The organism is Mycobacterium sp. IDUB_17 (assembly GCF_055419465.1).
The window spans coordinates 611,309-636,409 of record NZ_JBVAXS010000004.1; the positions used below are offsets into that span (position 1 = coordinate 611,309).

Here is a 25,101-nt window from a genome sequence, read left to right on the forward strand (position 1 = left end):
ATGCGGCGCAGCCCACTCGATCACAGACCACGGCCAGCCAAAACCAGGAAGCGACGTTCCGACGTGAGTTACATCGTGCACACTCTGAGCACCCAGGATCTGGGCGCTCAGGAACGCAGCGACTGGTGGCGAGACCGTGTATCCGAGATTCACTGTCCGATGTCGTTCGCGCTGGCCGATGACTACTGCGGGCGGATCGAGTATCAGCAGTCAGGTCGCTATCGACTGGTCCGCTGGTGGGGTGACGCCGAAGCACTTACCCGAGATTCCACCCAGATACGTCGCTCTCCGCATGAATCCTACGAGCTGCTCATCCCAGTCCATGGGCACCTGCAGCTCGCACAAGGCGACCGCGACATCGTCGCCGTTCCACACACGATGACCCTGACCTCCCTGGACGCCGCCATGGATATGCGACACGGCGACAACGTTTCTGCGGTCGCCCTGGTCATTCCACGAGAGCACCTCGATTCTCGGCTGGCCCGACCGACCAACAATCGCCCCGTCTCCCTTGACGGGAGACGCGGGCTCGGTCGTATCGTCGTCGATCAGCTGCGTACCGTCCGCGGCGAGCGCGACCAGCTTGACGGTTTCGAGTTCGACGCAGTCATGGACCGGATCGTCGACCTCATCGCCATCGCATACAACGACTTCACCGCGCCACTGGACAGTGTTCCCGGCGACGCACTGGTGGAATCGATCCGCCGCTACGTCCGCAGCAATGCTCACGATCCGGCACTGACCGGCTCAGGCATCGCCGCCGGCCTGGGTTGGTCACTGCGCCACATCCAGAACCAACTGCAACGGGTGGGCACGACACCGTCAGATCTGATCCGCGAGGAACGGCTCGCACTGGCACGACTACGCCTGCAAGATCCTGGTTGGCGGACACAGAGCATCACCCAGATCGCCTACTCCTCAGGTTTCGGCGACCTGAGCACCTTCAGCAACGCGTATCACCGCAGCTTCGGCGAACGACCATCAGACACCCGCACACCCCGCTGACATCCACTGCCAGTATCCGTTAACTACGGCGCGCACAACAACATACGTGCGTAAGGCTCCAAGCCTGGACGACCGAACATCTCTTACCGTCGAAGCATGGAACTTGGCACCCGCCCACTCGCCGACCACGACACCCTATTCTCTGTCAGCGGTCGGATAGCCGTAGTAACCGGAGGATCTCGAGGTATCGGCGCCATGATCGCCCGCGGGCTGGTCACCGACGGCGCCGATGTGATCATCACGAGCAGAAAAGTCGAACAATGCCGCGCCACAGCCCACCAGATCAACAGCGAGGCAGAGACTCTCGATAGCTCAGGCCGCTGCAGCTACATCAGCGCCGATCTATCAACGCCTACCGGAATCGAACATCTCGTCAACTCGGTCAAAGATCGCCACGAGCACATCGACATCCTGGTCAACAATGCCGGCACCACGTGGGGAGCACCACTAGAGGAGTACCCGATCGCCGGTTGGAGCAAGGTCCTCAACACCAACCTTGTATCCCCTTTCGGCATCATCGTCGGATTGCTCCCGCTACTTCGAACCGGCGCCAGCCCACAGCGTCCCGCCCGCATCATCAACATCGGCAGTGTCGACGGGCTGGTCGCACCGCGGTGGGAGAACTACTCATACAGCGCCAGCAAGGCGGGCCTGCACATGCTCACTCGCCATCTCGCCGGCCGCCTGGCACCTGAAAGCATCACAGTCAACGCCATCGCTCCCGGGCCGTTCCTCACCGACATGCTCAGCCACGTCGCCGCCGATGCGGCGCAGGAAGACGAACTGCTCAACACCGTTCCCCTCGGCCGCTACGGCCAACCCGACGACATCGTCGGCGCAGTCAGATTCCTCTCCTCAACGGCCGGCGCGTTCGTCACCGCAGCCGTGCTACCCGTCGACGGGGGATTCAGCGGCGCTGCGAACTGAATCCCCAACCCCAACAACGAGTATCACTACCCGCCACAAACAACATCACAGGAGTACCCGCATGCCCGAAGCCGTCATCGTGTCCACTGCGCGAACCCCGATCGGCCGCGCAAACAAAGGATCCCTGAAAGACCTACGTGCCGACGACCTCGCCGCACATGCCGTGCTCGCCGCACTGGCCAAAGTTCCCGAACTCGATCCCACCCAGATTGACGACCTGATGCTCGGCGTAGGGCAACCCGCCGGTGAATCCGGAAACAACCTGGGGCGAGCAGCAGCCGTATTGGCCGGCCTCGACCACCTCCCCGGTGTCACCGTCAATCGATACTGCTCAAGCAGCCTGCAGACAACTCGAATGGCACTGCACGCCATCCGAGCTGGCGAAGGCGACGTCTTCATCTCCGCCGGCGTAGAAACAGTCAGCCGATACTTCAACGGCGCCTCCGACAACCCCGAAGGGCAGAACCCGGTCTTCGCCGAAGCTCAGGCCCGCACCGCCGCCCGCGCGCAGGACAATTACGGTTGGACTGATCCACGAGCCGGCGATCTGCTACCAGATCTCTACATCGCGATGGGACAGACCGCGGAGAACGTGGCTCACTTCAAGGGAGTCAGCCGTGCCGATCAGGATGCCTTCGCTGTGCGCAGCCAAAATCGGGCCGAAGCCGCCACCGAGTACGGCTTTTGGGCCCGCGACATCGCTCCCGTGCGCCTACCCGATGGCAGCTATGTAAGCACCGACGACTGTCCGCGCACTGATGTCACCCTCGAAGCCGTCTCCGCGCTGCAACCCGTGTTCAGGACAAATGGAACAGTCACCGCCGGCAACAGTTGCCCACTCAACGATGGCGCCGCCGCACTCGTGGTGATGTCTGACACCAAGGCCGCCGCACTCGGCATCACTCCTCTGGCGCGCATCGTCAGCACCGGCGTCACCGGATTGTCACCAGAAATCATGGGCCTGGGGCCCGTAGAGGCGAGCAAGCAGGCCCTGCAACGAGCCAACCTCGACATCGACGACATCGACCTGGTCGAGATCAACGAAGCCTTCGCCGCCCAGGTCATCCCCTCCATGCGGGAGCTACGCGTCGACGAAGACAAGGTCAACATCAATGGCGGCGCCATTGCACTCGGCCACCCATTCGGCATGACAGGTGCCCGGATCACCAGCACCCTCATCAACTCGATGGTGTTCCATGACAAGCAATTCGGGTTGGAGACCATGTGCGTCGGGGGTGGCCAGGGCATGGCGATGATCCTCGAACGTCTGTCATAACGGGCCCTGGGTGGATGGGGTCGCTCGACTCGGGACCGGCGACATCACCAATCAGACTCTGAAGGGTGTGGCTGTCAGATCCATCGTCACGGACCCGCTCAGCTCATCAGCCGGGTGATAGCGGCCCAGTATGTTTGACACTCCTCGGCGCGCAGGGTCTGGGCGAAAGCGACTACCACGGTCATAACCTGGCGCATGCTGTGATCTGCTGCGTATATCTGCGCAGCACCACTTGTCCGAAATGAGAGGACCTGCATGCGCTCGGTTGTGATCGACTGAACGCACCCGATCGTTGGACAGTTCGTGGCGCTGGTGTCAACAGGCCGTCCTGGCTGTAACCCGTTGCGCTTCAGTGCATCAACAACATCACGTGCTATATGCGAGCCACTACCTGACGCGGGCCATGGCGCCGCAGAACGCGGAGCTATGGGTGACGCACAGGCCGAGCCAAGCATCGCGCAGAGGGCTCCCAAGCTCACAAAAAGAGCAACCTTCGATACTTGGGGGCGCTTCAACTCAATCAAGTGCGCGTGCTGCGTACCTACCTGGCTCATGAAGATCCGCTCATACCGCGACCTCACTCTCACTTAGTCGACTAACTGCTGTGCTGGGACAACGGAAAGAACTGAGCGCTCCTCGCACCCCGACCGTCTGGCCTCACGCAAAGCGCTGCACTAGGCGAGACTCGACGAGCTTGACGAGAGCGCCCAGCCGATAGCGACGAGGCACGATGACGGGAATATCCCAGGACGAGAATGCGTCTGCAGCCACCGGCCCCACGCACGCGACGACGATGTCGCCGTGTAACGCACTAACGACGGCCGATTCGCGACCGGTGAGCGCAGCCGCGCGCATGAGCGAGGCTACGGCAGGCGCGGAGGTAAAGGTGAGTGCATCGAGGGCGTGACCGACGACCAGATCGAGAAGCTCCCCAAGCAGGGCCGGCGATTCAGGTCCATCAACGCGGTAGATCGAGGCGACGACCACCTCGGCACCCCGCTCGCGCAGGACCTGGGCTGCGTGATCCAGCGACTGACCATGCTCCTGCAAGACAATGTGCTTGCCTGCCAAGTCTCTGTGGCCAAGGTGGGCCAAGACATCTGCGAAGCACTCACCCTGCGGTGACCAGTCCACACGCACGCCTCGCCCAACCAGTGCCCCGGTCGACTTCGGTCCCCGAGCCAATACTTCGGCGCCGGAGACGATTCGGGCCAGATCGTGACCCATCCCCCATGAGTCGGCAGCTTCGAACCAGCAGTTGATACCGGTCCCGGTTGTCGCCAGAAACAGATCCACCGGCCCAGACAAAACAGCCTCTGTGGTGCGGCGCAGCTCGCGTTCGTCGATCACGGTCGGGGCAGATGAAAGCGCCGGCGCCCAAGCGACATCGGCCCCACGCCGCTGGAACATCTCGATCTGTTCTTGAGCCTTGCGGGCTGCAGTCACTCCGATCCGGCGGCCTTCCAGCGGTAACCCAGCGCGGGACAGATCGTCGTGTCGCGACTGTGGCGTCGTCACGTGTTGACGCTGACTTCGCTGCCGGGCGCTGCCACTGACGGGGTAGTCACGGGAGGTCCCCTTTCGGACTCGATGAAAAGCATCTGACCACATAGTCATTCATGACACATCTCCCGCGATCGGGCGATGACGTGGGCGGAGTCGAGCTTTCCCGCGCTCGCGCAGAGACATGCTTGCTCATCATCGTCGGCACTTGACTGCGTCGCCAGCTGTGATCGTGCCAGCCTTCATCAGTTTACTGCCATCGCGTTAACCGCTGTGCGACAGCGCTTTTCGTCGCGATAAGCCTGAGAGTGGCCACGCCCGGGCGGCGGAGCTTCAGTATAGTTAGAAGGCATTCGGTGAACAGCGTTGGTCCGCGCGTGGGCCCTCACCGAAGATCGGCGACATCCGCTGTCTCAGTGCCGCCGCTGACAATCAATGACACAAGGAGATCGATGTCTGTAGTCAAGATCAATGCACTGCACGTTCCGGCAGGCCAGGGCGGTGAATTGGAAGGTCGCTTTGCTGCCCGGGCGCGAATGGTTGATGGCGAACCGGGATTCGAAGGTTTCACCTTGTTGCGTCCGGTCAAAGGTGACGACCGGTACTTCGTGATGACGGTATGGGAGAACCAGGAGTCTTTTGATGCCTGGCGGGCGAAGACCGCTGAGCACGGGCCCGTCGCCGAGGGGCGCAAACCGGTCGCTACCGGGGCCGACCTGCTCGAGTTCGAGGTGGTCGATCTGCCCTGAAAGGCCGGTAGGACAAGGAACCTCCGCCGAACAGAGTGCGTCGGCGGAGGTCCTTTGCGCGCCGTGTGCTAGTGGCACTGAGTGGGCACACCAACATGGAGCCGCTGCCATTCCGCGCGGCTACATGGACCTAGCCTCGGTCTTCAATCTTCAATGTTGTTGGTGTTGAGATGATTTCCGTCGAACTGGATGTGATCTGACCAGCGCGGTGAGCAAGCAGGGCCATCCATGGCGTGCGGCCGGGGTAACGCAGCTGGGTTGTTGGGCGTGGCAGATAGCCCACGGGTTCAGGCGTTCATTCCGCCGTCAACGGTGATGCCAGTGCCGGTGATATTCCGGGCAGCCGGGCTCGCCAGAAACCCAACTGCGGATGCGATGTCGGCCACATCTGCAAAACGTCCGAGTGCCATGAGCTCCTTCAACCCGTCGGCACCCGCACCGTCTGCAGGATTCATATCGGTATCCGTCGGTCCCGGATGAACGAGGTTGACGGTGATACCGCGCGGTCCGAGTTCGCGTGCCAGGCCGCGAGTGAACGACAGCAACGCAGATTTCGACATCGAATAAACTGTTGCGTAGTTTATCGCGACCCGCTCAGCCAGACAGGATCCCAGTGAGACAATTCTGCCTCCGTCGGGCAGATAGGCAATCGCAGCCTGTGAAGCTAGCACGACCGAGCGAATGTTCACTGCGATCATGTGGTCGATCTGCTCAAGTGTGGTCTCGGCCAGCGGCGCCGAATGCAACACACCAGCGTTGTTGACCAAGATGTCCAGCCCCCCGATTTGCGAGACGGTTTCACCGATCGACCACGTCACCGCGGCTGCGTCGGCACTGTCAGCTTGAATCGCCGCGGCCCGTCTCCCGAGCGACCGGATCTTGTCAGTGACCGTCGCCGCTGAATCAGCCGACCGCTGGTACGTGATGGCCACATCGGCGCCACGAGTGGCCAGCTCCACGGCGATAGCCGCGCCTATCCCTCGTGCGGCGCCGGTGACCAGAGCCCGCTTTCCCGTCAGATCCGACATCGTTTCCTCTCGAACGATTGATGTTTCTCTGACCAGAGTGCCCTTCCGATAAACATCACACGAGTGGCGTAATTGACAGGGTCCGAAAGCATTTGGCCAGCTGTTCGATCCTGGATCATCAGTCCGGGATCACGGCGGCAGTTGATTCATCGAATTCCGATGTGACGCCAGATCAAGAGGCATGACTCCGTCCAGCGCCACGATGGCGATCCGATGAACGGCCATGGCAGCATCCTGTCGAAGTCGTTCACTTTTGCCCATCGCATGTTCACGGCCGCTCCAGGCAAGCTTGACGACATGACCGAAACTACCCACAAAGCGGCATACGAAGACTCGGTCGATCTGATCGCGCTGCCCGACACAACGCTGGCCCAGGCCGTGGTCAGCTTCATCCGCCCAGTGGAGACACCATCGGTGTTCAACCACAGCCTCCGGAGCTATCTTTTCGCCCGACTGGTGGCCAGGCGCCTCAGCCTGTCAGCAAATAGCGACTACGACGACGGGCTGTTGTTCTTCGCGTGCGCAATGCACGACCTCGGTGTTGCGTGGGATGGTCCGCACAGTCAACGATTCGAAGTTGAGGGCGCCGATCGTGCCGCCGAATTCCTTGTCGGGCACGGGGTATCCGCATCCGACGCCGACCAGGTGTGGGAGGCGATTGCTTTGCACACCTCGCCGGGGATTGCGGAGCGTCGCGGCACTTTGTGCATGCTTGTCCGGGAGGGCATCGCCGTCGACTTCGGTGGCCCGATGCCATCGGTCCACATCGAAGCGGTTACCGATGAACAAGCCGATGCCGTCCACCGCGTGTACCCGCGATTAGACATGATCCGGTCGCTCACCGACGCCATCGTCGCGCACGCCGCGAAAAACCCGAAGAACGCGCCCCGCTACACGATTCCCGGCGAATTCCTCAGCGAACGCGAGGCTTACGGCCACACCAGGATGGAGCACGTCGGCCGTTCGTCTCGCTGGAACAACTGACCCGCATCACTCACAACGAAAGGAAACCGCAATGACCATCCACACTGTTGAAGTCCCCAAAGACTCTGAGATCTTCGGCAAGACCGTGAGCGCTTTCGCGAGCTTTGGCTATTCCGCAGCAGTGCGCTCACACGGGCACCTATTCATTGCCGGCACCATCGGTCGGCGCCCCGACAGCACCATCCCTGAGGACATTGAGGAACAGACCGAGATCGCCATCCGGAAGCTGCAGGAGATTCTCCGTCTGGAAGGACTCGATCTGTCTGCGCTCGTCGATGTCACCAGCTACCACGTCGACATCCACCAGCACCTGACCGGCTTTACCAAGGCTAAGGCACGCCTGATCAAGCCTCCTTACCCGACTTGGTCACTGATCGGCGTCAGCGGGCTCGCCAGCCCCGGGCTGCTTGTCGAAATCCGCGCTACCGCAGCCTATCCCGACGGATCCTGAGCACACCTGCTTCTCACGCATGGGCGTCCACACGATCCGCGGTCTCGCTTCTGAGTTGAGTTTCCAATCCGCGATCCGATACCAGTCGGACCGACTTTGGACGGCTGGGTTCGACCGCTCAGACGGCCGTCGCCGTGGGGTAGTTGCACGAGAAGGTTTGACGGTACGCGGTCGGAGTTGTGGCCAGACTACGACGAAAATGAAGACGGAGATTGGCAGCCGACCCCAACCCGGAGTCCTGAGCGACACGGTCGATCGAATAGTCAGTAGTTTCAAGTATTTCGCGTGCAGAAGTAATACGTGCGTTCACCAGCCACTGCAACGGAGTCGTACCCGTCTCGTCGGTGAAGCGGCGCATGAAGGTCCGCACCGACATCCGTGCGTGCCGCGCCATCTCCGCGACGGTGATCGGATCGGCAAGACGACCCAATACCCAGGCCCGCGTAGCCGCCAACGAAGCATCACCGGCAATCGCAACCGCTGCGGGAACATACTGCGCCTGCCCCCCATCGCGATGAGGTGGGGCAACCAACGCGCGAGCCACTCGATTCGCGGTGGCGGCGCCGAGATCCCGCATCACCATGTGTAGGCACATGTCTATCCCGCAGCACATGCCGGCGGAAGTAAGGACATTGCCGTTGTCGACGTAAAGGACGTCCCGGTCGATTTGCACTGACGGAAACAGCGCCTCGAACTCCTCGAGATGCTGCCAATGTGTGGTGGCTCGTCGACCGTCGAGGACGCCAGCGGCCGCCAAAGCAAACGCCCCGGTGCAAATCGACGCCACCCTGGCACCCCGCGCCACACTCGCTACTAGCGCGTCGACCACCGGGGCAGGAACCGGCCGATCCACCGGCTGATATCCAGGAACAATCACGGTATCGGCCTCGCCCACTACATCAAGATCGTGACCGACCGCCAAGACCAGACCCGATGCAGTACTGACGCGATCCGACATCCCACAGATCCTCAAGTCATACGGGACATCAGGGTCGATCGTGAAAACATCCAGCGGAATCGCCAGGTCCAACGCCGTGACACCGTCAAGGGCCACAACTGCAATACGGTGCATATCCATCAATGACTGACCCTGGACTACCAGCACCCGCATGAACAGTGGCCATTCTGCCCAATATCGCAAGGATCCGGCCATTCTGTTGGCCGGAGGCCTTTCGCGTTCACGACTGCGTGGCGTGTTCAGGTGAGCCCCACATCGATCAATGTCGAGATGCAACGAAGATTGACAAGACGCGCCTGGCTACTTTGACACAACTTCGGCGTGTCGCGAAGGCTTGTTAATACTCGCTGCAAAATCCCAGTTCAGCCCGGATTCCACTCCGAGACTCGGCCCTGCTTTCGGACTGTTCGGCCAGTAACTCCTTCACGCCCGGCCAGGAACCGGCTCTCGTTCAGTGAGCCAGATCAGGATCCACAACGATCAGCTGCAACTGGCAGCCGGACCCGGCGGCAAACGTTGCCAACTGCTCGTCGTGCAGGCCGTAGGCAATCTGAAACAACCACCGCCGCTCGAGATCTCGAAACGCGTCGCGATGCCTAAATACCTGAGTATGGCCATGCCCGACCGAGTAGCACGGACCAACTTCGGTCATGCTCTCAGTTACCTCGCTCTGGGCAGTCTTTTTCGGGGGGGGATCGGCAAGGCTGTCACACGTCATGACGGTGGTGGTCACCGAGCCGTAACCAGGTCTGTCTCGCTGACCAAACGGCGCACGGCCCACCTTGGGAACGCTTCGCCAATCGCCGCAGACAAACTTGATCGAGTAGCTTCCGTTTGGATCCGGCCTCGTGGGTGCAAACACCGCCTTGACGACGCAATAGAGGACGTCATCGTCATACAGCGGTCCACCCTTGCGCATCGGTGCCGGGTGATGCACGAGTTGCGCCGAAGAATCGACCAGACAGCGCCGCCGTCGGTGTCGCTCCGAAGTTGCACCCGTGCACCATCACTCATCCCGCGGTTGTCAGATCGACCGGCGCACTTGCCGTCCGGCAGCACATCAAAGGAGTCAGCCAACCCCATCGTCAGGGAGGTCCATCCAATTGCCTTTGCAAATGCGAGTGGTGCTGGCAGCCTGTTGGCCTCATCAGCCAGCCACATGGCTGGCTGATGAGGCCAGTCGACTGGGGACCAATAGCCACACGACCGATGGCGCAGTTTCTTCATCACCTTGCATGATCGCACCGCGACACCCCTACTGCGGAGGCCGATCAATGATCAAAATGCTCACTGCAGCAGCAGTATTCACCGGATCATCCCTGGGAGGGACACTCGACTGTCTACTTGTTGCAGCTGCCGACTCACCCCTCGATTCATCGGGCCAGAACTACGCCGACGCCAGCGAACCGATGGAGTGCGGCTCTCGTTCGGCCGCATATAGTGGCAAGGACCGGGTCGACCTACGAAACTTCGGCGAAACGAATTCAACCGATCAAGAGGCGCTGAGCGCCAGCACAGCATCCCGCCTCCGTTCGGCGCCGCCGGGTCGATCCCGGCTGTCGTCGTCGACAGGGGCCACAGCGCGCCAAGGCCGCCCGGAGCGGGCGTCGTCCCCGCCGAAAGCTCCCCGTATCCAACCCACACTCGTACCGTGGAGAACTATCGACAGAGCCCTGAGATACGACCGTGGATGGAACGGAGCAGGTGCTTCCCGAGATCGACGATCAGTGTCGGCGGCAGCCCGAGACCGTCATGCCAACACACGCACCGACCATTAGCTCAGGATCATTAGTGAGCGACACCGCGAAAACTGCACTGCCGCCTGGACCTCCGCTTCCCATGGTGGTGCAGTCCGCGTTGATGGCGGGCTTCGGTCTACGCTTTCTGAGGTGGTGCCAGAGCCGCTACGGAAACATGTTCACGTTGCGTATTCCACTCTCAGGCACAGTCGTGTACCTTGCCGACCCGGCCGACATCAAGACCGTATACGCCGGTGACCCCCGCGTCTTTCACTCCGGTGAAGCACATTGGTTTTTTCGTGGACTTCTCGGAGACAGCTCACTCTTCGTGCTCGACGAGGACGCACACCACTCCTTGCGTCGCCTGACGATGCCGGCGTTCCACCGCGACGCCGTCGCACAACAGTCTGCTCAGATGGCCGAGATCGCTGCCGCGAATATCGCGGGCTGGCCTGTCGGCAAGACCTTCCCGGTAGCGCCCATGACGACAGAGATCACGCTCGAGGTGATCCTGCGGACCGTGATCGGCGCCAGCGACCCGGCGCGGCTGGCCGCGCTGCGTAAGGTGGTGCCACGGCTGCTCTACATGAAATCGTGGGAAACACCGGCGATTACGAAGCCGAGCCTGCGACGCTACCGGCCGTGGCGCGGAGTCGGACGACGATTCGCCGAAACCGATGCCCTGCTCTACGCCGAGATCGCCGACCGTCGCGCCGACCCGAACCTGGCCGAGCGCACCGACGTGCTGGCCATGCTGGTCCGCGCCACCGACGACGACGGACGCACCATGTCCGACAGCGAACTGCGCGACCAGCTGCTGACTGCGATCGCAGCCGGACATGAGACCACCGCGACGGCACTGTCCTGGGTTCTGGAGCGGCTGACGCGCCACCCCGACTCGCTGGCAAAGGCCGTGCAGGCCGCCGATGCCAGCGCGGCAGGCGATCCGGCCGGAGATGAATACCTCGACGCGGTGATCAAGGAGACGCTTCGGATCCGTCCGGTGCTGTTCAGCTCGGGCCGGGTCCTCAAGAAGCCGACCGAAATTGGCGGATATCGGCTTCCGTCCGGCATCATGGTCGACCCGGCGATCGGGCTCGTGCATGCCAGCCCCACGGTGTACCCAGATCCGGATAGGTTCGACCCGGAACGCATGCTCGGCACCACCGTGAGTCCGACGACCTGGCTGCCGTTCGGCGGCGGAAACCGCCGTTGCCTCGGTGCCACCTTCGCCATGGTCGAGATGCGACTCGTTCTACGTGAGATCCTGCGCAGGGTCGAATTGGGCACTACCACTGCAGCCGACGAGAAGCAGAGGCCGAAGCACGTCACCTTCGTGCCGCACAAAGGCGGGATGATCCATGTTCGCGCGATCCGGGAAGCTGCGCCTCCCTCGGTCGAGTCAATAGGTCCCCAGTGCCCCGCCACTGTTCACAGGTCGCCCAACTCGCCCGAATGCGGCCCGCAACGATGACCCCCGCAGTGTCACCGCCTGCCGAGGCCCGGAACCTCTCCACAAGGTCGGCGGTGACCATCACGCTTTCGGGCCGGCTTGGTCATACGCGTGACGAACTCGGGCGCGGGCGGCATAGATGTTCCGTAGGTCAGCGTCAAGGATTTCTCGCTTATTCCCGAAAATGCCTGGCATTCCCCACTTTCAGTCGCTTGACCCGAGATTCCTAAGCGTCTGACCGAGATCTGTCGAGAGGATCAACGCCGAAATGTGGGGATCAGTACTAGCTCTCGTGGTATTGGTGGCTCTCAATCCGATACGCCTGGGCATCACGCTTCTGGTGATCTCCAGAACAAGGCCTGTGCAAAATCTGTTCGTCTACTGGACAGGATGTCTCATAGGTTGTATCCCGGCCGTGTTGCTTCCCTTGACATTGCTGCATGTCACACCGATGGTCAGCTCCTTCGCCGAAGGCTTCGCCGGCAGTCCTACGATTCGGCACATCCAGCTGGGCATGGGCATTGTAGCGCTGTCGATCGCAGCGCTGACAATGGTGTATTCCCTGATGCGCCGGCGCCAGCGGACGGCGCTTTCCGCCCCAGCTGGCAACTCGTCGACCGTGGCATCAGATCCAAATCCACCGGATCCCCTCTCCCGTCTGTTCGGCAACATCGACGAGGATCGGGCCGGACACCGATCCGACAGGTCCGTGGTAGGCCGTCTCGCCCGCCCCGCTGCAAAGGCGTGGGAAAGCGGATCCCTGTGGGTCGCGTTTCTGATCGGGTTGTTACTCGGCGGGATTGAACCCGATGCGGGCCTATTTCTGATCGCCATAATCGTGACCTCAGGTGCCACGATCGGGGCTCAAATCCTCGTCGCCGTCGTATTCATCGTCGGCGTACTCGCGATAGTCGAACTCACCCTGATCAGCTACCTCGTCGCGCCGATGAGAACCCAGGCCGTCGTACAACGTCTGCACGACTGGGCGTTGACGCACCGGCGAAAGATCCTGGTAGTCATGTGCATTGTGGCTGGAGTGTCACTTCTGATCCAGGGCCTGGGCGGTATCTGACCGCTCGCTCTTTGGCGCTTGTCCGTACACTGTCAGTCGCGTGCCGAGAAGCGCGGTCGCACAAGGGGAACGTCGCCGGGGGTGAGTGATGACTCTCCGCATCCTCGGCGTGCTCACGGTCAGCATCGTGGGATCAAGCTGGCGGTCCAGGACACACCGACACGACGCCTAAATGAAGCGCCCTGCCGCCGGTGAAAACCTGCGGCAAAGGCAGCCTTATTGACTGAACTAGCTCCCCGATGACCGTCTGAGCAGTTGTGCCACGGAAGTATCTATCAAGTTCTCTATCAACCGGACTCGCGCTTCATGCGCCCCTCACGGTTGGCGCTGCACCGAAGGCGACCGCTTCTAGCCGCCCCGCGTTGAACATGGCGCGCAGGAGCTTGCTCATGGCGCCCAAATCCACTGCGAGAGCACCGCAATGACGTCCGCGGTATCGGGCGTGCCGTCGCACGCCCACGCCACCACGCCGTCGGGCCTGACGATTACCACACCCAGCCTCAGGGGATCCTTGACCTCGCCTTCGACGTATCGCAGCCCCTTGCGAAATCGGTCGCCGATCGACCGGAGCCCGGCATCGTGCTGGAAGTCGATCAGGACACCGACCCCCTCCCGTAGAAGCACACCGAGCCGAGTGCCATCGGGCAGTTCGAAATCCGGTGCGCTGCGACCGATCAACGGGTGCCGACCTCCGAGGTCGTAGCGCACGGACAGACCCTGGGCGCGCTCCGCGAAGTACGTAGCGCCGTCGCGCGTGGCGATGAGATCGCGCACGATGCCTGCCATGGCACGTGCGTTGGCAGCCGGCTCCAGGAGTGCGACCTGCGCACGAGACCAGTTCAGCACCTCGGCACCCACGGGATGCCGCTCCCTGCAGTACCCGTCGAGCAGGTCGCTCGGCGCTGCATCCCTGATGACGGCGCCCAACTTCCAGCCGAGGTTCATTGCATCCCCGATACCCAGATTGAGGCCCTGCCCTCCCAGTGGCGAATGAACGTGCGCGGCATCACCGGCCAGGAGTACGCGTCCCCGTCGGTACGTCGTGGCCTGATACGCACGATCGGTCCACGTAGTCGCCGCATGAAGCGACGTCACGGTGACTTCGACACCGGCGACGCGTCGCAGCACGGACTGCATGTGTTCGACGGTGATCGGCGCGCCGCGATGCGACGCGCCTCCGTCGAAGTCCGCCAGCGCAAACGTCCCGCGTTGAGATTGCACGTACATACCCGTCGGCGTGTAGTGGCGCCCCAGCGGCACTGACTCTCCCTCGGCCAGGTCAACCTGAACCGAGTAACCGGTGAATCTGGGCTCGGTGCCGACGAACTCGAATCCGACTGCCTTGCGGACAACACTGCGGCCACCGTCGCATCCGACGAGCCAGCCCGCACGAAATGACCGGTCCCCCGCATCGACGCAGACATCGTCGTCCGACTGCCGCACGTCCTTGACCGCTATGCCCCGGAGGATCTCGACGCCGAGCTCAATCGCACGCTCCGTCAGCACAGTCTCGAGGTCTTCCATCGTGATCGCCACGGTGGCATCTGCTGGACTGGCCAGTCGATACGACCAGGAGCCGTTTTCGACCTGAGCCGCATCCCATGAGATCCCCGCGAAGTGTCCAACTCCGTGAGATGGCTGACTTCCCGCTTGGACATCAGTCAGCAGCCCACGCCGATAGAGAGACTCGACGGTGGCGACCGACAGCCCGCGCAACCCGAACGGCAAGCCCTTGAGCGGCGAGCGTGGGTTGTCCGCGCGTTCGAGGACAAGCACGGAGACGCCACTCAATCGCAGTTCGCACGCCAGGAACAACCCGACTGGCCCTGCGCCGACGATCACAACGTCATGAATCATGATGGCAACGTATCGCCGACAGTGTCGATCGATCCAATGGTATGCATGCAACATGTCGATGCATGAGATCGATTTGACGCGGCTGGACCTCAACTTGCTCGTGGTCTTCGACGCGCTGATGCGGGAGCGGCACGTCGGGCGAGCCGCGGTGCGATTGTCGTTGTCGCAGTCTGCGACCAGTCATTCGCTGGGCCGCCTCCGCACCATGTTCGACGATCCGCTCTTCGTTCGACACCCCCGGGGCATCGAACCCACGCCACGCGGGCGCGAGCTGGCACCGCTCGTCTCGGATGCCTTGGCGCAGGTGCGCCAGATCCTCGGTCCGCAGACTCCCTTCGATCCGAAGACACTTCGTCGCACATTTACGATAGCCGCGCATGACTACGCCCTCGCCGTGCTCGCACCCACGCTGGTCGCCGACGTCCGCGCGCAGGCTCCCGGGGTCGATCTGCGGTGCATCAGTGTCGGTCCGTCCGCAATTGTCGACGGCTTGGACCGCGGTGAGATCGACTTCGCTCTAGGCGGTTTCATCGATGTCGTCGTCGAACGGGTGGCGCGGACCCTGCTGTTCTCGGATCGGTTCGTCGGTGTGGCACGCCGCGACCATCCACGCGTACATGCCGGGCGGATGTCACTTGATGACTTCACGACACTGCCGCACGTGCTGATGTCGGCCGGCGGTCCTGCCCGCGGCGACGTGGATCAAGCGCTCTCCGCGCTGGGCCTCGAACGACGCATCGCGGTGACAGTGCCCAGCTTTCACGCACTCCCCTATGTCGTCGAGGAGTCCGACCTCATCGGAGTTCTACCCGAACGGCTCGCACGGCGCATTGCTCAGCACCGCTCACTCGGACTGTTCGACCTTCCGGTTGAGGTCGATGCCGTGACGTGCAGCATGCTGGTCCTTGCACCACTAGCCGAACAACCCGAGATCACCTGGTTCACCGCCATGTTGCGGCTGGCAGCGGCGACTCAGGTTCAGTGAATATGCAGCGATCGAATATGCAGGGTTACCAGTAAAGTACGCCGTTTTCATCCGATGAATCACGACCATCCCCGCCCCCCGCGACGATCATTACCACCACAGACACTCATCCTCCGACTGACTGAAAATTGCATCTAGTCGGCGGAAGATTGCCGCCATACGGCCGATGGTGGACGGCACCGCCGTGGAGCACCGTTGAGCGTGCGCCTTGCGCCGCGGAGTCGTATTCGACCTCGTGGCGTTTCCGTCTGCGCGTCGACTGGTGACCTAGTCGACATACCGTCAAATTCGTTACGCACGAGGAATGTTCGATCATGAATCTCACGCGACGCTCGATGTTCAAAATGCTACCGGCCGGGCTCCTCGTCCCCGCAGCTTTGTCGGCATGCACCATCAAACAGCCGAACCGGTCATTCGATGACTGGCGCCGTGATTTCGAAGCCGGCGTATCGGCCCGCATGAAGCAAGCGGGTGTGGCCGGAGTAGCGGTGGCCATCGTGCCCAACGACGCGACCGCGCGCTACTCGGCAGCATTTGGCTTCGCCGACGTGCATCAGGGCCGGCGATTGACCGTCGACACACCCATGCATCTCGCCTCGGTCAGCAAGCTGTTCACCGCCACGGCCCTAGTGCAGTTGTTCGACGAGCGCGGCCACAATCTGGACAGCAACGTCAACGAATTCATCGACTTCTCCGTGAGAAACCCTCATCATCCACGCGACCCGATCACCCCGCGCCAGTTACTCACCCACACATCCAGTATTTCCGACGACGGGTACGAGGAGCAGTACGAGACAACCGGAGCTGGAGATCCCACACAAAGCCTGTCGAGCTTCTTGCGTGACTATCTGCCAGAAGATGGAGTCACCTATTCGCCTACCGGCACGTTTCTCCGCGCGAAGCCGGGGACCCAATGGTCCTACAGCAACGTCGCCATAGCGTTGGCAGGCCACGTGGTCGAGCGCGTCAGTGAACAGCCCTTCTCGTCGTACGTCCACCATCACATGCTCAACCCCCTCGGAATCCACGATGCCCATTGGTACCTCAAGGATTTCGCACCGGATGTGCTTGCGAAGCCATACGCCCTCGACAAGGGCAAATTCGTCGAGCTACCGCAGGAAGGGTATCGAGATGTTCCCGCTGGAATGCTTCGCTGCTCGGTGGACGATCTTGCGACGTCGCTGCGCGCCATGCAAGGTGGCGACGGGTCGGCAATCTTGTCGCCACGCGCCGTGACCGCAATGCTGCGCCGGCAGGTCGAGCCATCCATCGCGCACTATCAGGGTCTCGGCTGGACCGAAGAGACGATCGACGGAACAGCTCTCATCGGCCATTCTGGCGTCGATACCGGCGCCACCAACATGGTGGTGCTGACCCAAGATCAGCACCACGCCGTCGCCGTACTGATGAACACCGATGCAACACCAGAAGTAGATGCGTTCAGGAGTGCGATTACCGCCGACCTCATCACCGGCGCGAAGTGCGCAGGGTAGGACTTGCACTACCCGTCAGGCGAATCCAGGAGGTCGCCCGTGCTGGGGCCCTTCCAGTCGACCGACCGCCAAAGTACCGATGTGAGCGCGTTGCTACTAATATGTCAACTCGATATGCCCACGGCCGCAACGGGTCGAGCAGGTACGCGTCAATCGCTTCGATGCAATTTCTCGGCTCGTTCGCTATTGAGAGCGACTACTGCATGTTCCATGGCTCACCGTAGGTGGTGACGCTGTCTCCGTCCTTTGAGACGAGTCGGGCGAACGGCCGCAGCAGCACACCGCCAGCCGCACCCGTGACGGTCCCGTGCGCGTTCGAGACCGCTACGCCACCCGAAGGACCGGTGGCATCAACGCTAAAGGTCGCAACTTCCTGAATGCCGGGGCCATTGCCCAGGTCAGCGGCGATCGACACACCCGGGAACAAATTCGGTGTGATGACTTTACCCAGCGGGTTGAACCCGGTGCTCAACGGATTGATGTTCGCATCGTCGAGCAAGATGTTCGGAGTTGTGTAACTGAACTTGATGGCAACGCCCAGCGACCAAGGGAAGCCGATCTGATAGCCCAATTCCAAGGTGCCGGTGAAGTCGTCGGCGCCAGGTCCTGCAACGAGGTACTTGGCCCGGCCGGAGTGGTACCACTCGCGGGTCAGTCGGTTGCGGTCTAGAGGCGCAACGCCATTGAGGAAAGTGTCCCATTGTTGGACCGTCAAGGTGCGATCCTTGCCGTCGACTAGCGACAGTTGGTTGTCCAAGCTTGCGTGAGACGACGCGGGGTGCGCCAGCATCGCGGCCACTGCCGTCATCACGACCGTTAGCCTGCATGCGATCCGAGAAACCCGCGGGTGTGTACTCACCGGACGATCGTTGCCGCCGTCCGCGCCTATGCGCTATCAGCCAATCGGTGATATCCACCAGCCAATTGGCTGCATCTCAGCGAGATCCTTTCCACGAACTGGTATGCGGGCGGAGGTATCGCGGCGAAACCAACTGGCTCGTTCGGGAGGAGCGGGCAGGCGACCGTTTCGGATTGCCACAGGACCACACTCGAAACGAATTGGTTGCCTCATGGGTACGATTAGCTACCGTCAGAACATGCCATCTGTGGTCATCGTTGATGACGAAGCACTCATTCGGTCTGGGTTCGAGCTCATCTTGTCCGCCGCCGACGATATCGCCGTGGTCGCCACGGCTGACGGTGCGCATGCCACCGAGGTGATCCGCGCACGCCAACCCGACGTGGTCCTGCTCGATGTGCGCATGCCCGGCAAAGACGGCCTCGCAGTGTTGGCCGAGATACAACAGTTGCCCTCACCGCCAGCGGTAGCCATGCTCACCACGTTCGACATCGATGAATACGTTGCCTCAGCGCTTCGGCTCGGCGCCTGCGGATTTCTGCTCAAAGACACCGATCCAGTGCAGCTTCCCCATATCGTGCGCACGTTGGCGGCCGGAGGGCTGGTGTTGTCCAACACCGTCAGCCGCAAGGTTATTTCGGGCTACCTCGACGACCGAGTGGATCTGGCCGCCAAATCGCGGATTCAGTCGCTGAGTGACCGTGAGACGCAGGTGCTGCGGCTGCTTGCACAAGGCCGTTCCAATGGTGAGATCGCCGCTGCGTTGTATTCGAGTGTCGGCACCGTCAAAGATCAGGTCAGCTCAATCCTTGCGAAACTGGGGGTGAAAACGCGAGTGGAGGCGGCGATCACTGCTCAGCGAGCAGGCGCGCTCGACAACGGAGCCACGCCGTGACGAAGCGCATGACCGCTCTGGTCCGCAGCCATTTGCTGGACGCAGCGCTGATCACGCTGGCGACCGTTGATGCGGTATTTGAGATCACCAGCGACGAGTTGACGCATCGGGACACTGCCCTTGCCGTTATCGCGGTGGCCGCAGTGTGCGTTCGGCGCCGCGCGCCCTACCTCGCGCTTCTTGCCACGCTTCCATCACTCGAGGTCGGTTCTGCGGTCCTGCCCTCCCTGATTGCGCTCTACACCGTCGCCGAGCTACGCCCGGCCCGCGTGCGGCTGGTTCTCTGCGCCATTACGGTATTTGCTTTCTACACCGGCTACTGGCACACGCCCGAGTCGAAGGCCAGTGCGGTACTCGACGCGATATACGCGATCATGTTCGCCGGCGCCCCGGTCCTCCTCGGCCTGCTCGTGCGAACCCGCGGCGACTTGGCCACCAAGCTCACCGAAATCGACCAGGCCCGCCGTCACGAGCAGGAACTGTTGATAGACAAAGCGTTGGCCCGCGAGCGTGCCGACCTGGCCAGGGAGATGCACGATGTGGTATCGCACCAGGTCAGCCTGATCGCGGTGCAGGCCGGCGCTCTTCAGGTGACGGCCAGCGACGACGCCAGTGCGCATAAGGCACGGGTAATCCGAATGCTGAGCGTGCAGACCCTCGATGAGCTTCGCATTATGGTTGCGGTGTTGCGTGCATCAGGCAGTGGCCCCGCCGCACTCGCCCCACAATGCGGTATCGAGGATCTGCCCGCGCTGGTGGCAGCATCGGGGATCATCACGACGATCGAGACAACGTCCGACGACCCAGTAGATACGTCAAAGCTACCTGCCGCCGTGCAGCGCGCCATCTACCGCACGGCGCAAGAGGGTTTGACGAACATCGCGAAACATGCGCCCGGAGCCACAGCAACCTTGCAGCTGCACGTCGAGGCGCGAGCGGTCCGACTTACGCTGACCAACTCCACATCCACGCGAGCAGCCCATCCCTTACCCAGCGATCACAACGGACTACTTGGTTTACGAGAACGCGCAGAGCTTCTCGGCGGCTCGCTATACACCGGCAACACGGCGGTCGGAGGATTCCAACTGTCCATCGAATTGCCTCTACAGGCGTAAGTGATTTTGGCAGTCCATTGACCTCATCAGCCAGCCGGTTGGTTGGCTGAACAGGCGAGCCGACTGCGGCCAATAGCCACGCGACCGATAGCCCTGTACCTTCACCACATTGCATGATCGCACCGCGACACCACAAACCGCGGAGGCCGCTTGATGATCAAAATACTCACTGCCGCAGCAGTATTCACCGGAATAACCCTGGGCGGATGCTCGGGTGTGCACCCACTGCAGCTGCCGACTCAACTCCCGATTCATCGGGCCAGACCTACGCCGACGCAAAAGAACAGTTGGAGCAAGCTGGCCTCACCTGATCGTCAGCACTACAGTAGGCGACAAGCTCCCGTGGGCCGAATGCGTCGTGCTCAGCCAGCAGATGCGTCCGGGACCGTTGGTGGGCAAGAAGAATGAGCATCTGAGTTGATCGTGGCAGCGTGGACGTGCGTGTTGTAGGCCGGCGAGTCGACGTCCTCGTCCCACCAGTCCTCCTCGGTCGCTTGGAAATACGGCATTTGTGTGCCCGGGTTGGGTTCACGCCCAAAAGCCTGCCCGAGGAGGAAGGTGCCCACGGGCGTGCGAAAGACGTCGTCCTGGGGCGCTCCCACGCCGAGTTCACCGAGCTGCGCCGGTGTCGGACCGAGCACCGTTCTCCAGTCCTCACCTGCGCGCTCATATGCAGTAAGGCTGGCAGTCGTGGAAGTTGCGGACGGCGCGCTGACGACGATCATTTGCTGTGCTAGCTCCGCCTGTGCAACAGGCGGACTCGCGAATACCACCACGAGAGCGAGACCGACACCAATGAGAGCCTTCACATACACCGAGACAACGGCTGTCAGCCAGTCTTGCAAGCTAGACTCCCGGTAGACGATGCCTCTCCTCGAAGCAACTCCCGTGCCGAATCGGCCAACGTTTGAACGCCGCACTTCGTGCCTGCCTACCACTATCTTCTCCCCTATCATGGCTGCGCTGGTGGATGGGTTAGCGCGGATAGCAGCTGGACGCGACGGAAACGGCACATGGCGTCACGATCCCCTCCACGGTTGACCGGTTATGCCGCCAAGGATCTCGCGGTTTTGGCCCAATGAGAACCCGCCACTCGGCCACAGCGCCCAGCCAGTCGGCCGGCCCGCGCCGACGATGCAAGTGAAGGTTGAAAAGTGGGCCAGCAGGATCACGTTGGCGGTGCTCGCCTCGTTGATCCGAGGTCGTCACCGCAGCGATAGAGTGCCGCATCGGCGCAGCGGGGTAGTGCTTGGGCAAGCGTCCAAACGAACTCGTGATCGCCGCCGAACCCAACAAGTACGCGGAATGGCTTGCGGTGACGGCGAAAGATTGCTTCTCAGGCCGGGAACGGATCAAAGCGCGTCCACAGTGGAAGTATGCCTCTACAACGTCGACGATAATCGCCAGAGCGGGTTGCTTGGCTTCGGTGCGCATTCGAACCAGCACGCTCTGGTCGACTGTGACGTATCCACTTGCGTTGATGCGCAGCGCCCCTCGCATGCCCGGTATAACGAACAACAACCCGACACCGTCGTTGCCGGCGAGGTTGGTCAACGAGTCGGCAAGCTTGTTGCCGGGGCGGTCCGGAATCGCCAGCGTGTGCTCGTCGAGGACCTTGACGAATCCTGGGTAGTCGCCTCGTGGCGAACAGTCGGTTCGGCCGTCAATATCAGCAGTGGCCATCGCAGCCACCAATGCTCAGATCGCGGGCTCGGCCATACAACTCACCCGACTGCTGCAAAACCTCGTAGACAACGCCGCGCGGCACGCGCGGGAATCGGTCACGCTCACCGTCTGCGAATCGTCCGGGTAGGTGTGCCTGAACGTCGACGACGACGGCCCCGGCATACCAACCGATCAGAGAACGCGTGTGTTCGACCGGTTTCTTCGCCTAGACGATGCACGCACCCGCGCAGCCGGCGGCACCGGACTCGGTTTGGCGATCGTCGCCGAGATTGCCCGCGCACATGCCGGCACCGTGGAGGTCTGCGACGCGCCCACCGGCGGAGCACGGCTGCAAGTGACACTTCCTGCTGCTACGTCGAACTGACATCTCAGTGGTCACAGGCGAGATGCCCCGGGTGGTCCCGGAAATCGTCTCTCGCAGCGCTGAGAACCATCTGATCGACGAGACGGACGTGAGAACCGCTGAAATGATCATTTGAACCATCGCGCGGCGGCTTGTGAATCATCGCGCCGCCATCAACCGCGACGGCCCTTCATCCCGATCCACAAGTGCCAGTCAACGACCCAACCAACCAGTTGGGTTGCTACACTCCTGCGATGCGCACTGGCATCTTCCTGAGTTATGCAGGCGGCTTCAAAGAGGCTGCCGACCAAGTCGTCGAACTGGAGAAGGTGGGCATCGACATCGCCCTGGTCGCCGAGGCGTACTCCTACGATGCGATCAGCCAGCTCGGCTACCTGGCCGCCAAGACCTCCACCATGGAGCTCGGCACCGGCGTGGTGCCGATCTACACCCGCACGCCGGCCCTGATGGCCATGAGCGCGGCCGGTGTCGACTACGTGTCCGACGGCCGGTTCCGCCTCGGCATCGGCACCTCCGGCCCGCAGGTCATGGAAGGCTTCCACGGCGTACCGTTCGACGCGCCGCTGGGCCGCACCCGTGAGGTGGTCGAGATCTGCCGCAAGGTGTGGCGCCGCGAGAACCTGGATTACGACGGCAAGTACTACCAGCTGCCGCTGCCCGCCGACCGCGGCACCGGCTTGGGCAAGTCGCTGCATTTGATCAATCACCCTGTCCGTGAGCGCATTCCGATCACCATCGCGGCCCTGGGACCCAAGAACGTCGAGCTGACCGCCGAGATCGCCGAGGGCTGGCAACCGGTGTTCTACCTCCCGGAGAAGGCCGACGACGTGTGGGGCGACGCCCTGCGGGCCGGGGCCGCCAAGCGTGATCCGGCACTCGGGCCACTGGACGTCATGGTCAGCGCCAGCCTGGCCATCGGCGACGACGTCGAGGACCGACTCGCCTGGGCGAAACCCCAACTGGCGCTGTATATCGGTGGCATGGGCGCACGCGGGCAGAACTTCTACCACAAGCTGGCCACCCGGTACGGCTACGGCGAGGTGGCCGACCACATCCAGGACCTGTTCCTGGCGGGCAAGAAGGCCGAGGCCATCGCGGCCGTGCCCGACGACCTGGTGCGCAACGTGTCGCTGGTCGGGCCGAAGGGATTCGTCAAGGAGCGGCTCGCCGCCTACGCCGAAGCCGGGGTGACGACCATGCTGGTGCACCCGCTGGCCACCGATACCGCCGAGACCGTGAAGTTCTGCGAGGAGCTCGTCTCACTCACCAGCTAGAGCCGGGGCCTCGCCGTGTGCGGCACGGTCGGGGGCATCGGCATGACCTACCTGTGGACATTGGGATCGCCTGTGTACTACGGCATCAAGGTCGACTGGGCAGTTCTGGGTCCGCCGCTGCTCACAGCCTTGACAGCGCTGATGGTGTCGGTGCTGGCCGCCGCGGTGTATCCGGTGATCCATACCCGAAGGCTGGAAACCGCAGACGTCCTGAGAACGGGTTGACGAAGACAACCTCAAGAGGTGGGCGGGCGGCAGCCGGACCGATATCAGCCAGGTGTCTTGGCAGCTGAACGTTTGCCGAGTGCGGCATTCAGCAGCAGTGATTCGAACAGCCGATTAACGCCGTCCATCTCTTCTGGTTCGGTGACAGCCGCCGCGTGCGCGAAACCGTCGACAATCGCGCCGATCACCCGCGCCACCTGAACCGGGTCGTACTCCGCGGAGATCAACCCGCCCCGCTGCCCCTCGACGACCGAACGCGCGAGCGCGTCCGTCATCCGGGCACCCTGACGCGCGTAGCCCGCGCTCAGCTCCTGGTGCCGACGCGCGTCGATCGGTGCAGTCGCGACGAAACCGGCGAGTTCGGGATACTCGCGGTTGATCCGGATCGATTCGGCCAGCGCCGCACGCAGCAGTTCGTGCATCGAACGCGGCCCGGCCATCGCCGGTGCGGCACTGGCCAGGATCTTGCCGTAAACGTCGTCGCAAACCGCTTCGAACAACTTGTTTTTCGTGCCGAAGTGGTAGTAGACCGAGCCCGCCGTCACGCCGGCCACCTCGGCGATCTGGTTGTTGGTGGCCGGTCCGTAGCCGAACTCGGCGAAGCAGTGGCAGGCGGCGTCGATGACCCGTTGGCGGGTGTCGCCGCTGTCGATGCCCGCGGGCCGTCCCGGTCCGGTTCTGGCAGTCTTGGGCGCGCTCATCGAACCATCTTGACGCAGAGACACGGGGTCCGGGGTGACCACGTCAGTTGTCAACCGCGCTCCCGACCAACCGCCGCGCCTACTGCCCGATCCACTCCCGGGCCCGCGCGAGGGTGCCCGCCCGATCAAACGTGTCGGCCTCCCAAGTGGTGGACCGGACGTCGCCGCGGTCTCCGTAGCGGCGCATGATGTCGACGTGGTGCGGCAGACCGATAAACCGTTGCAGTGCTTCTCGGCTCGTCCAGACCGAGATCGACCCGCTGAGACCCGAAGCGGGCAGGCTCCACAACCACAGCCCGACCGCGCCCGGCATGGCATACCAGCCTTCCCGCATCCGCATCCCGTTGTAGGCGACACCCGGCAGATGCCTCAGAGAATGCGCGGCATATTCAGTCACGCTTACGACGACCGGCCCGTCGTCGGCGACGGGCCCGGGCATCCAGGAGACGATCAGCGGTCGGACGACGGCTGAGGCGAGGTTGTTGATCGAAGACATGCCATC

At 62.4% G+C, this 25,101-nt stretch carries 25 protein-coding genes; 15 read left to right on the forward strand and 10 right to left on the reverse strand.

Translation table 11 applies throughout. The features are described from left to right. Positions 1 to 63: 63 nt before the first annotated feature. The 3 genes from ACZYZ7_RS20515 (at position 64) to ACZYZ7_RS20525 (ending at position 3,208) form a co-directional block, all read left to right on the forward strand. The gene (locus ACZYZ7_RS20515) at positions 64 to 1,005 is read left to right on the forward strand and encodes an AraC-like ligand-binding domain-containing protein (protein ID WP_463741661.1); all 942 of its coding nucleotides are present in this window, start codon (positions 64 to 66) and stop codon (positions 1,003 to 1,005) included. A 96-nt stretch (positions 1,006 to 1,101) separates the two neighbouring features. Beyond that, on the forward strand, positions 1,102 to 1,932 hold the full coding sequence (locus ACZYZ7_RS20520) for an SDR family oxidoreductase (protein ID WP_463741662.1): 831 nt from the start codon (positions 1,102 to 1,104) through the stop codon (positions 1,930 to 1,932). A 61-nt stretch (positions 1,933 to 1,993) separates the two neighbouring features. Beyond that, positions 1,994 to 3,208: an acetyl-CoA C-acetyltransferase gene (locus ACZYZ7_RS20525; RefSeq protein WP_463741663.1), complete on the forward strand. Its 1,215-nt coding sequence runs from the start codon at positions 1,994 to 1,996 to the stop codon at positions 3,206 to 3,208. Between the two features lie 657 nt (positions 3,209 to 3,865). On the opposite strand, the gene ACZYZ7_RS20530 is transcribed toward ACZYZ7_RS20525, so the two are convergent. Then, positions 3,866 to 4,726, reverse strand: a complete 861-nt coding sequence (locus ACZYZ7_RS20530; RefSeq protein ID WP_463741664.1) for a uroporphyrinogen-III synthase — start codon at positions 4,724 to 4,726, stop codon at positions 3,866 to 3,868. Between the two features lie 437 nt (positions 4,727 to 5,163). Between ACZYZ7_RS20530 and ACZYZ7_RS20535 the strand changes: the two genes are divergently transcribed. Continuing rightward, complete coding sequence (locus tag ACZYZ7_RS20535; RefSeq protein WP_463741665.1) at positions 5,164 to 5,460, forward strand: antibiotic biosynthesis monooxygenase family protein; 297 nt, start codon at positions 5,164 to 5,166, stop codon at positions 5,458 to 5,460. Between the two features lie 287 nt (positions 5,461 to 5,747). Here ACZYZ7_RS20535 and ACZYZ7_RS20540 read toward each other — a convergent pair whose 3' ends face one another. Beyond that, a complete protein-coding gene (locus ACZYZ7_RS20540) occupies positions 5,748 to 6,488 on the reverse strand; it encodes an SDR family NAD(P)-dependent oxidoreductase (RefSeq protein ID WP_463741666.1) in 741 nt (246 codons plus the stop codon). 213 nt (positions 6,489 to 6,701) lie between these two features. On the opposite strand from ACZYZ7_RS20540, the gene ACZYZ7_RS20545 reads away from it, so the two are divergent. Then, a complete protein-coding gene (locus tag ACZYZ7_RS20545) occupies positions 6,702 to 7,472 on the forward strand; it encodes an HD domain-containing protein (RefSeq protein WP_463741667.1) in 771 nt (256 codons plus the stop codon). A 31-nt stretch (positions 7,473 to 7,503) separates the two neighbouring features. After that, positions 7,504 to 7,923 carry a Rid family hydrolase gene (locus tag ACZYZ7_RS20550; RefSeq protein WP_463741668.1) on the forward strand — a complete coding sequence of 140 codons (420 nt, stop codon included), beginning with the start codon at positions 7,504 to 7,506 and terminating at the stop codon, positions 7,921 to 7,923. 118 nt (positions 7,924 to 8,041) lie between these two features. On the opposite strand, the gene ACZYZ7_RS20555 is transcribed toward ACZYZ7_RS20550, so the two are convergent. Both ACZYZ7_RS20555 and ACZYZ7_RS20560 read right to left on the reverse strand, forming a co-directional pair. After that, the gene (locus ACZYZ7_RS20555) at positions 8,042 to 9,034 is read right to left on the reverse strand and encodes a GlxA family transcriptional regulator (RefSeq protein ID WP_463741669.1); all 993 of its coding nucleotides are present in this window, start codon (positions 9,032 to 9,034) and stop codon (positions 8,042 to 8,044) included. Between the two features lie 298 nt (positions 9,035 to 9,332). Then, entirely contained in the window at positions 9,333 to 9,818 is a 486-nt protein-coding gene (locus ACZYZ7_RS20560) for a hypothetical protein (protein ID WP_463741670.1), read from the reverse strand. Positions 9,819 to 10,672: 854 nt separating this feature from the next. On the opposite strand from ACZYZ7_RS20560, the gene ACZYZ7_RS20565 reads away from it, so the two are divergent. After that, the gene (locus ACZYZ7_RS20565) at positions 10,673 to 12,094 is read left to right on the forward strand and encodes a cytochrome P450 (protein WP_463741671.1); all 1,422 of its coding nucleotides are present in this window, start codon (positions 10,673 to 10,675) and stop codon (positions 12,092 to 12,094) included. Between the two features lie 247 nt (positions 12,095 to 12,341). Further along, positions 12,342 to 13,145 (forward strand): GAP family protein, encoded by an 804-nt coding sequence (locus tag ACZYZ7_RS20570; RefSeq protein ID WP_463741672.1) that lies wholly within the window; start codon positions 12,342 to 12,344, stop codon positions 13,143 to 13,145. A gap of 387 nt (positions 13,146 to 13,532) precedes the next feature. On the opposite strand, the gene ACZYZ7_RS20575 is transcribed toward ACZYZ7_RS20570, so the two are convergent. Beyond that, complete coding sequence (locus ACZYZ7_RS20575) at positions 13,533 to 15,002, reverse strand: FAD-dependent monooxygenase (protein ID WP_463741673.1); 1,470 nt, start codon at positions 15,000 to 15,002, stop codon at positions 13,533 to 13,535. 52 nt (positions 15,003 to 15,054) lie between these two features. Here ACZYZ7_RS20575 and ACZYZ7_RS20580 point away from each other — a divergent pair, with 52 nt between their 5' ends. Next, positions 15,055 to 15,987: a LysR family transcriptional regulator gene (locus ACZYZ7_RS20580; RefSeq protein ID WP_463741674.1), complete on the forward strand. Its 933-nt coding sequence runs from the start codon at positions 15,055 to 15,057 to the stop codon at positions 15,985 to 15,987. A gap of 314 nt (positions 15,988 to 16,301) precedes the next feature. Continuing rightward, positions 16,302 to 17,480 (forward strand): serine hydrolase domain-containing protein, encoded by a 1,179-nt coding sequence (locus tag ACZYZ7_RS20585; RefSeq protein ID WP_463741675.1) that lies wholly within the window; start codon positions 16,302 to 16,304, stop codon positions 17,478 to 17,480. Between the two features lie 196 nt (positions 17,481 to 17,676). Here the strand turns inward: ACZYZ7_RS20585 and ACZYZ7_RS20590 are convergent, their stop codons facing one another. Beyond that, positions 17,677 to 18,288: an MspA family porin gene (locus tag ACZYZ7_RS20590; RefSeq protein WP_463741717.1), complete on the reverse strand. Its 612-nt coding sequence runs from the start codon at positions 18,286 to 18,288 to the stop codon at positions 17,677 to 17,679. Positions 18,289 to 18,577: 289 nt separating this feature from the next. Between ACZYZ7_RS20590 and ACZYZ7_RS20595 the strand changes: the two genes are divergently transcribed. Both ACZYZ7_RS20595 and ACZYZ7_RS20600 read left to right on the forward strand, forming a co-directional pair. Further along, the gene (locus tag ACZYZ7_RS20595; RefSeq protein WP_463741676.1) at positions 18,578 to 19,234 is read left to right on the forward strand and encodes a response regulator; all 657 of its coding nucleotides are present in this window, start codon (positions 18,578 to 18,580) and stop codon (positions 19,232 to 19,234) included. Then, positions 19,231 to 20,349: a sensor histidine kinase gene (locus ACZYZ7_RS20600; protein ID WP_463741677.1), complete on the forward strand. Its 1,119-nt coding sequence runs from the start codon at positions 19,231 to 19,233 to the stop codon at positions 20,347 to 20,349. Before ACZYZ7_RS20595 ends, ACZYZ7_RS20600 begins: the two co-directional genes overlap by 4 nt. A gap of 362 nt (positions 20,350 to 20,711) precedes the next feature. Here the strand turns inward: ACZYZ7_RS20600 and ACZYZ7_RS20605 are convergent, their stop codons facing one another. Next, positions 20,712 to 21,194 carry a hypothetical protein gene (locus ACZYZ7_RS20605; protein ID WP_463741678.1) on the reverse strand — a complete coding sequence of 161 codons (483 nt, stop codon included), beginning with the start codon at positions 21,192 to 21,194 and terminating at the stop codon, positions 20,712 to 20,714. A 130-nt stretch (positions 21,195 to 21,324) separates the two neighbouring features. Then, a complete protein-coding gene (locus tag ACZYZ7_RS20610) occupies positions 21,325 to 22,032 on the reverse strand; it encodes a pyridoxamine 5'-phosphate oxidase family protein (protein ID WP_463741679.1) in 708 nt (235 codons plus the stop codon). 130 nt (positions 22,033 to 22,162) lie between these two features. Here ACZYZ7_RS20610 and ACZYZ7_RS20615 point away from each other — a divergent pair, with 130 nt between their 5' ends. The 3 genes from ACZYZ7_RS20615 (at position 22,163) to ACZYZ7_RS20625 (ending at position 23,898) form a co-directional block, all read left to right on the forward strand. Next, entirely contained in the window at positions 22,163 to 22,399 is a 237-nt protein-coding gene (locus tag ACZYZ7_RS20615) for an ATP-binding protein (RefSeq protein ID WP_463741680.1), read from the forward strand. Between the two features lie 233 nt (positions 22,400 to 22,632). Continuing rightward, positions 22,633 to 23,673 carry an LLM class F420-dependent oxidoreductase gene (locus tag ACZYZ7_RS20620; RefSeq protein ID WP_463741681.1) on the forward strand — a complete coding sequence of 347 codons (1,041 nt, stop codon included), beginning with the start codon at positions 22,633 to 22,635 and terminating at the stop codon, positions 23,671 to 23,673. A 42-nt stretch (positions 23,674 to 23,715) separates the two neighbouring features. Then, positions 23,716 to 23,898, forward strand: coding sequence for a hypothetical protein (locus ACZYZ7_RS20625; protein ID WP_463741682.1), 183 nt, complete (start codon positions 23,716 to 23,718; stop codon positions 23,896 to 23,898). A gap of 44 nt (positions 23,899 to 23,942) precedes the next feature. Here ACZYZ7_RS20625 and ACZYZ7_RS20630 read toward each other — a convergent pair whose 3' ends face one another. Both ACZYZ7_RS20630 and ACZYZ7_RS20635 read right to left on the reverse strand, forming a co-directional pair. Next, positions 23,943 to 24,599, reverse strand: a complete 657-nt coding sequence (locus tag ACZYZ7_RS20630) for a TetR/AcrR family transcriptional regulator (RefSeq protein ID WP_463741683.1) — start codon at positions 24,597 to 24,599, stop codon at positions 23,943 to 23,945. A gap of 79 nt (positions 24,600 to 24,678) precedes the next feature. Further along, complete coding sequence (locus ACZYZ7_RS20635; RefSeq protein WP_463741684.1) at positions 24,679 to 25,095, reverse strand: hypothetical protein; 417 nt, start codon at positions 25,093 to 25,095, stop codon at positions 24,679 to 24,681. Positions 25,096 to 25,101 lie beyond the last annotated feature (6 nt).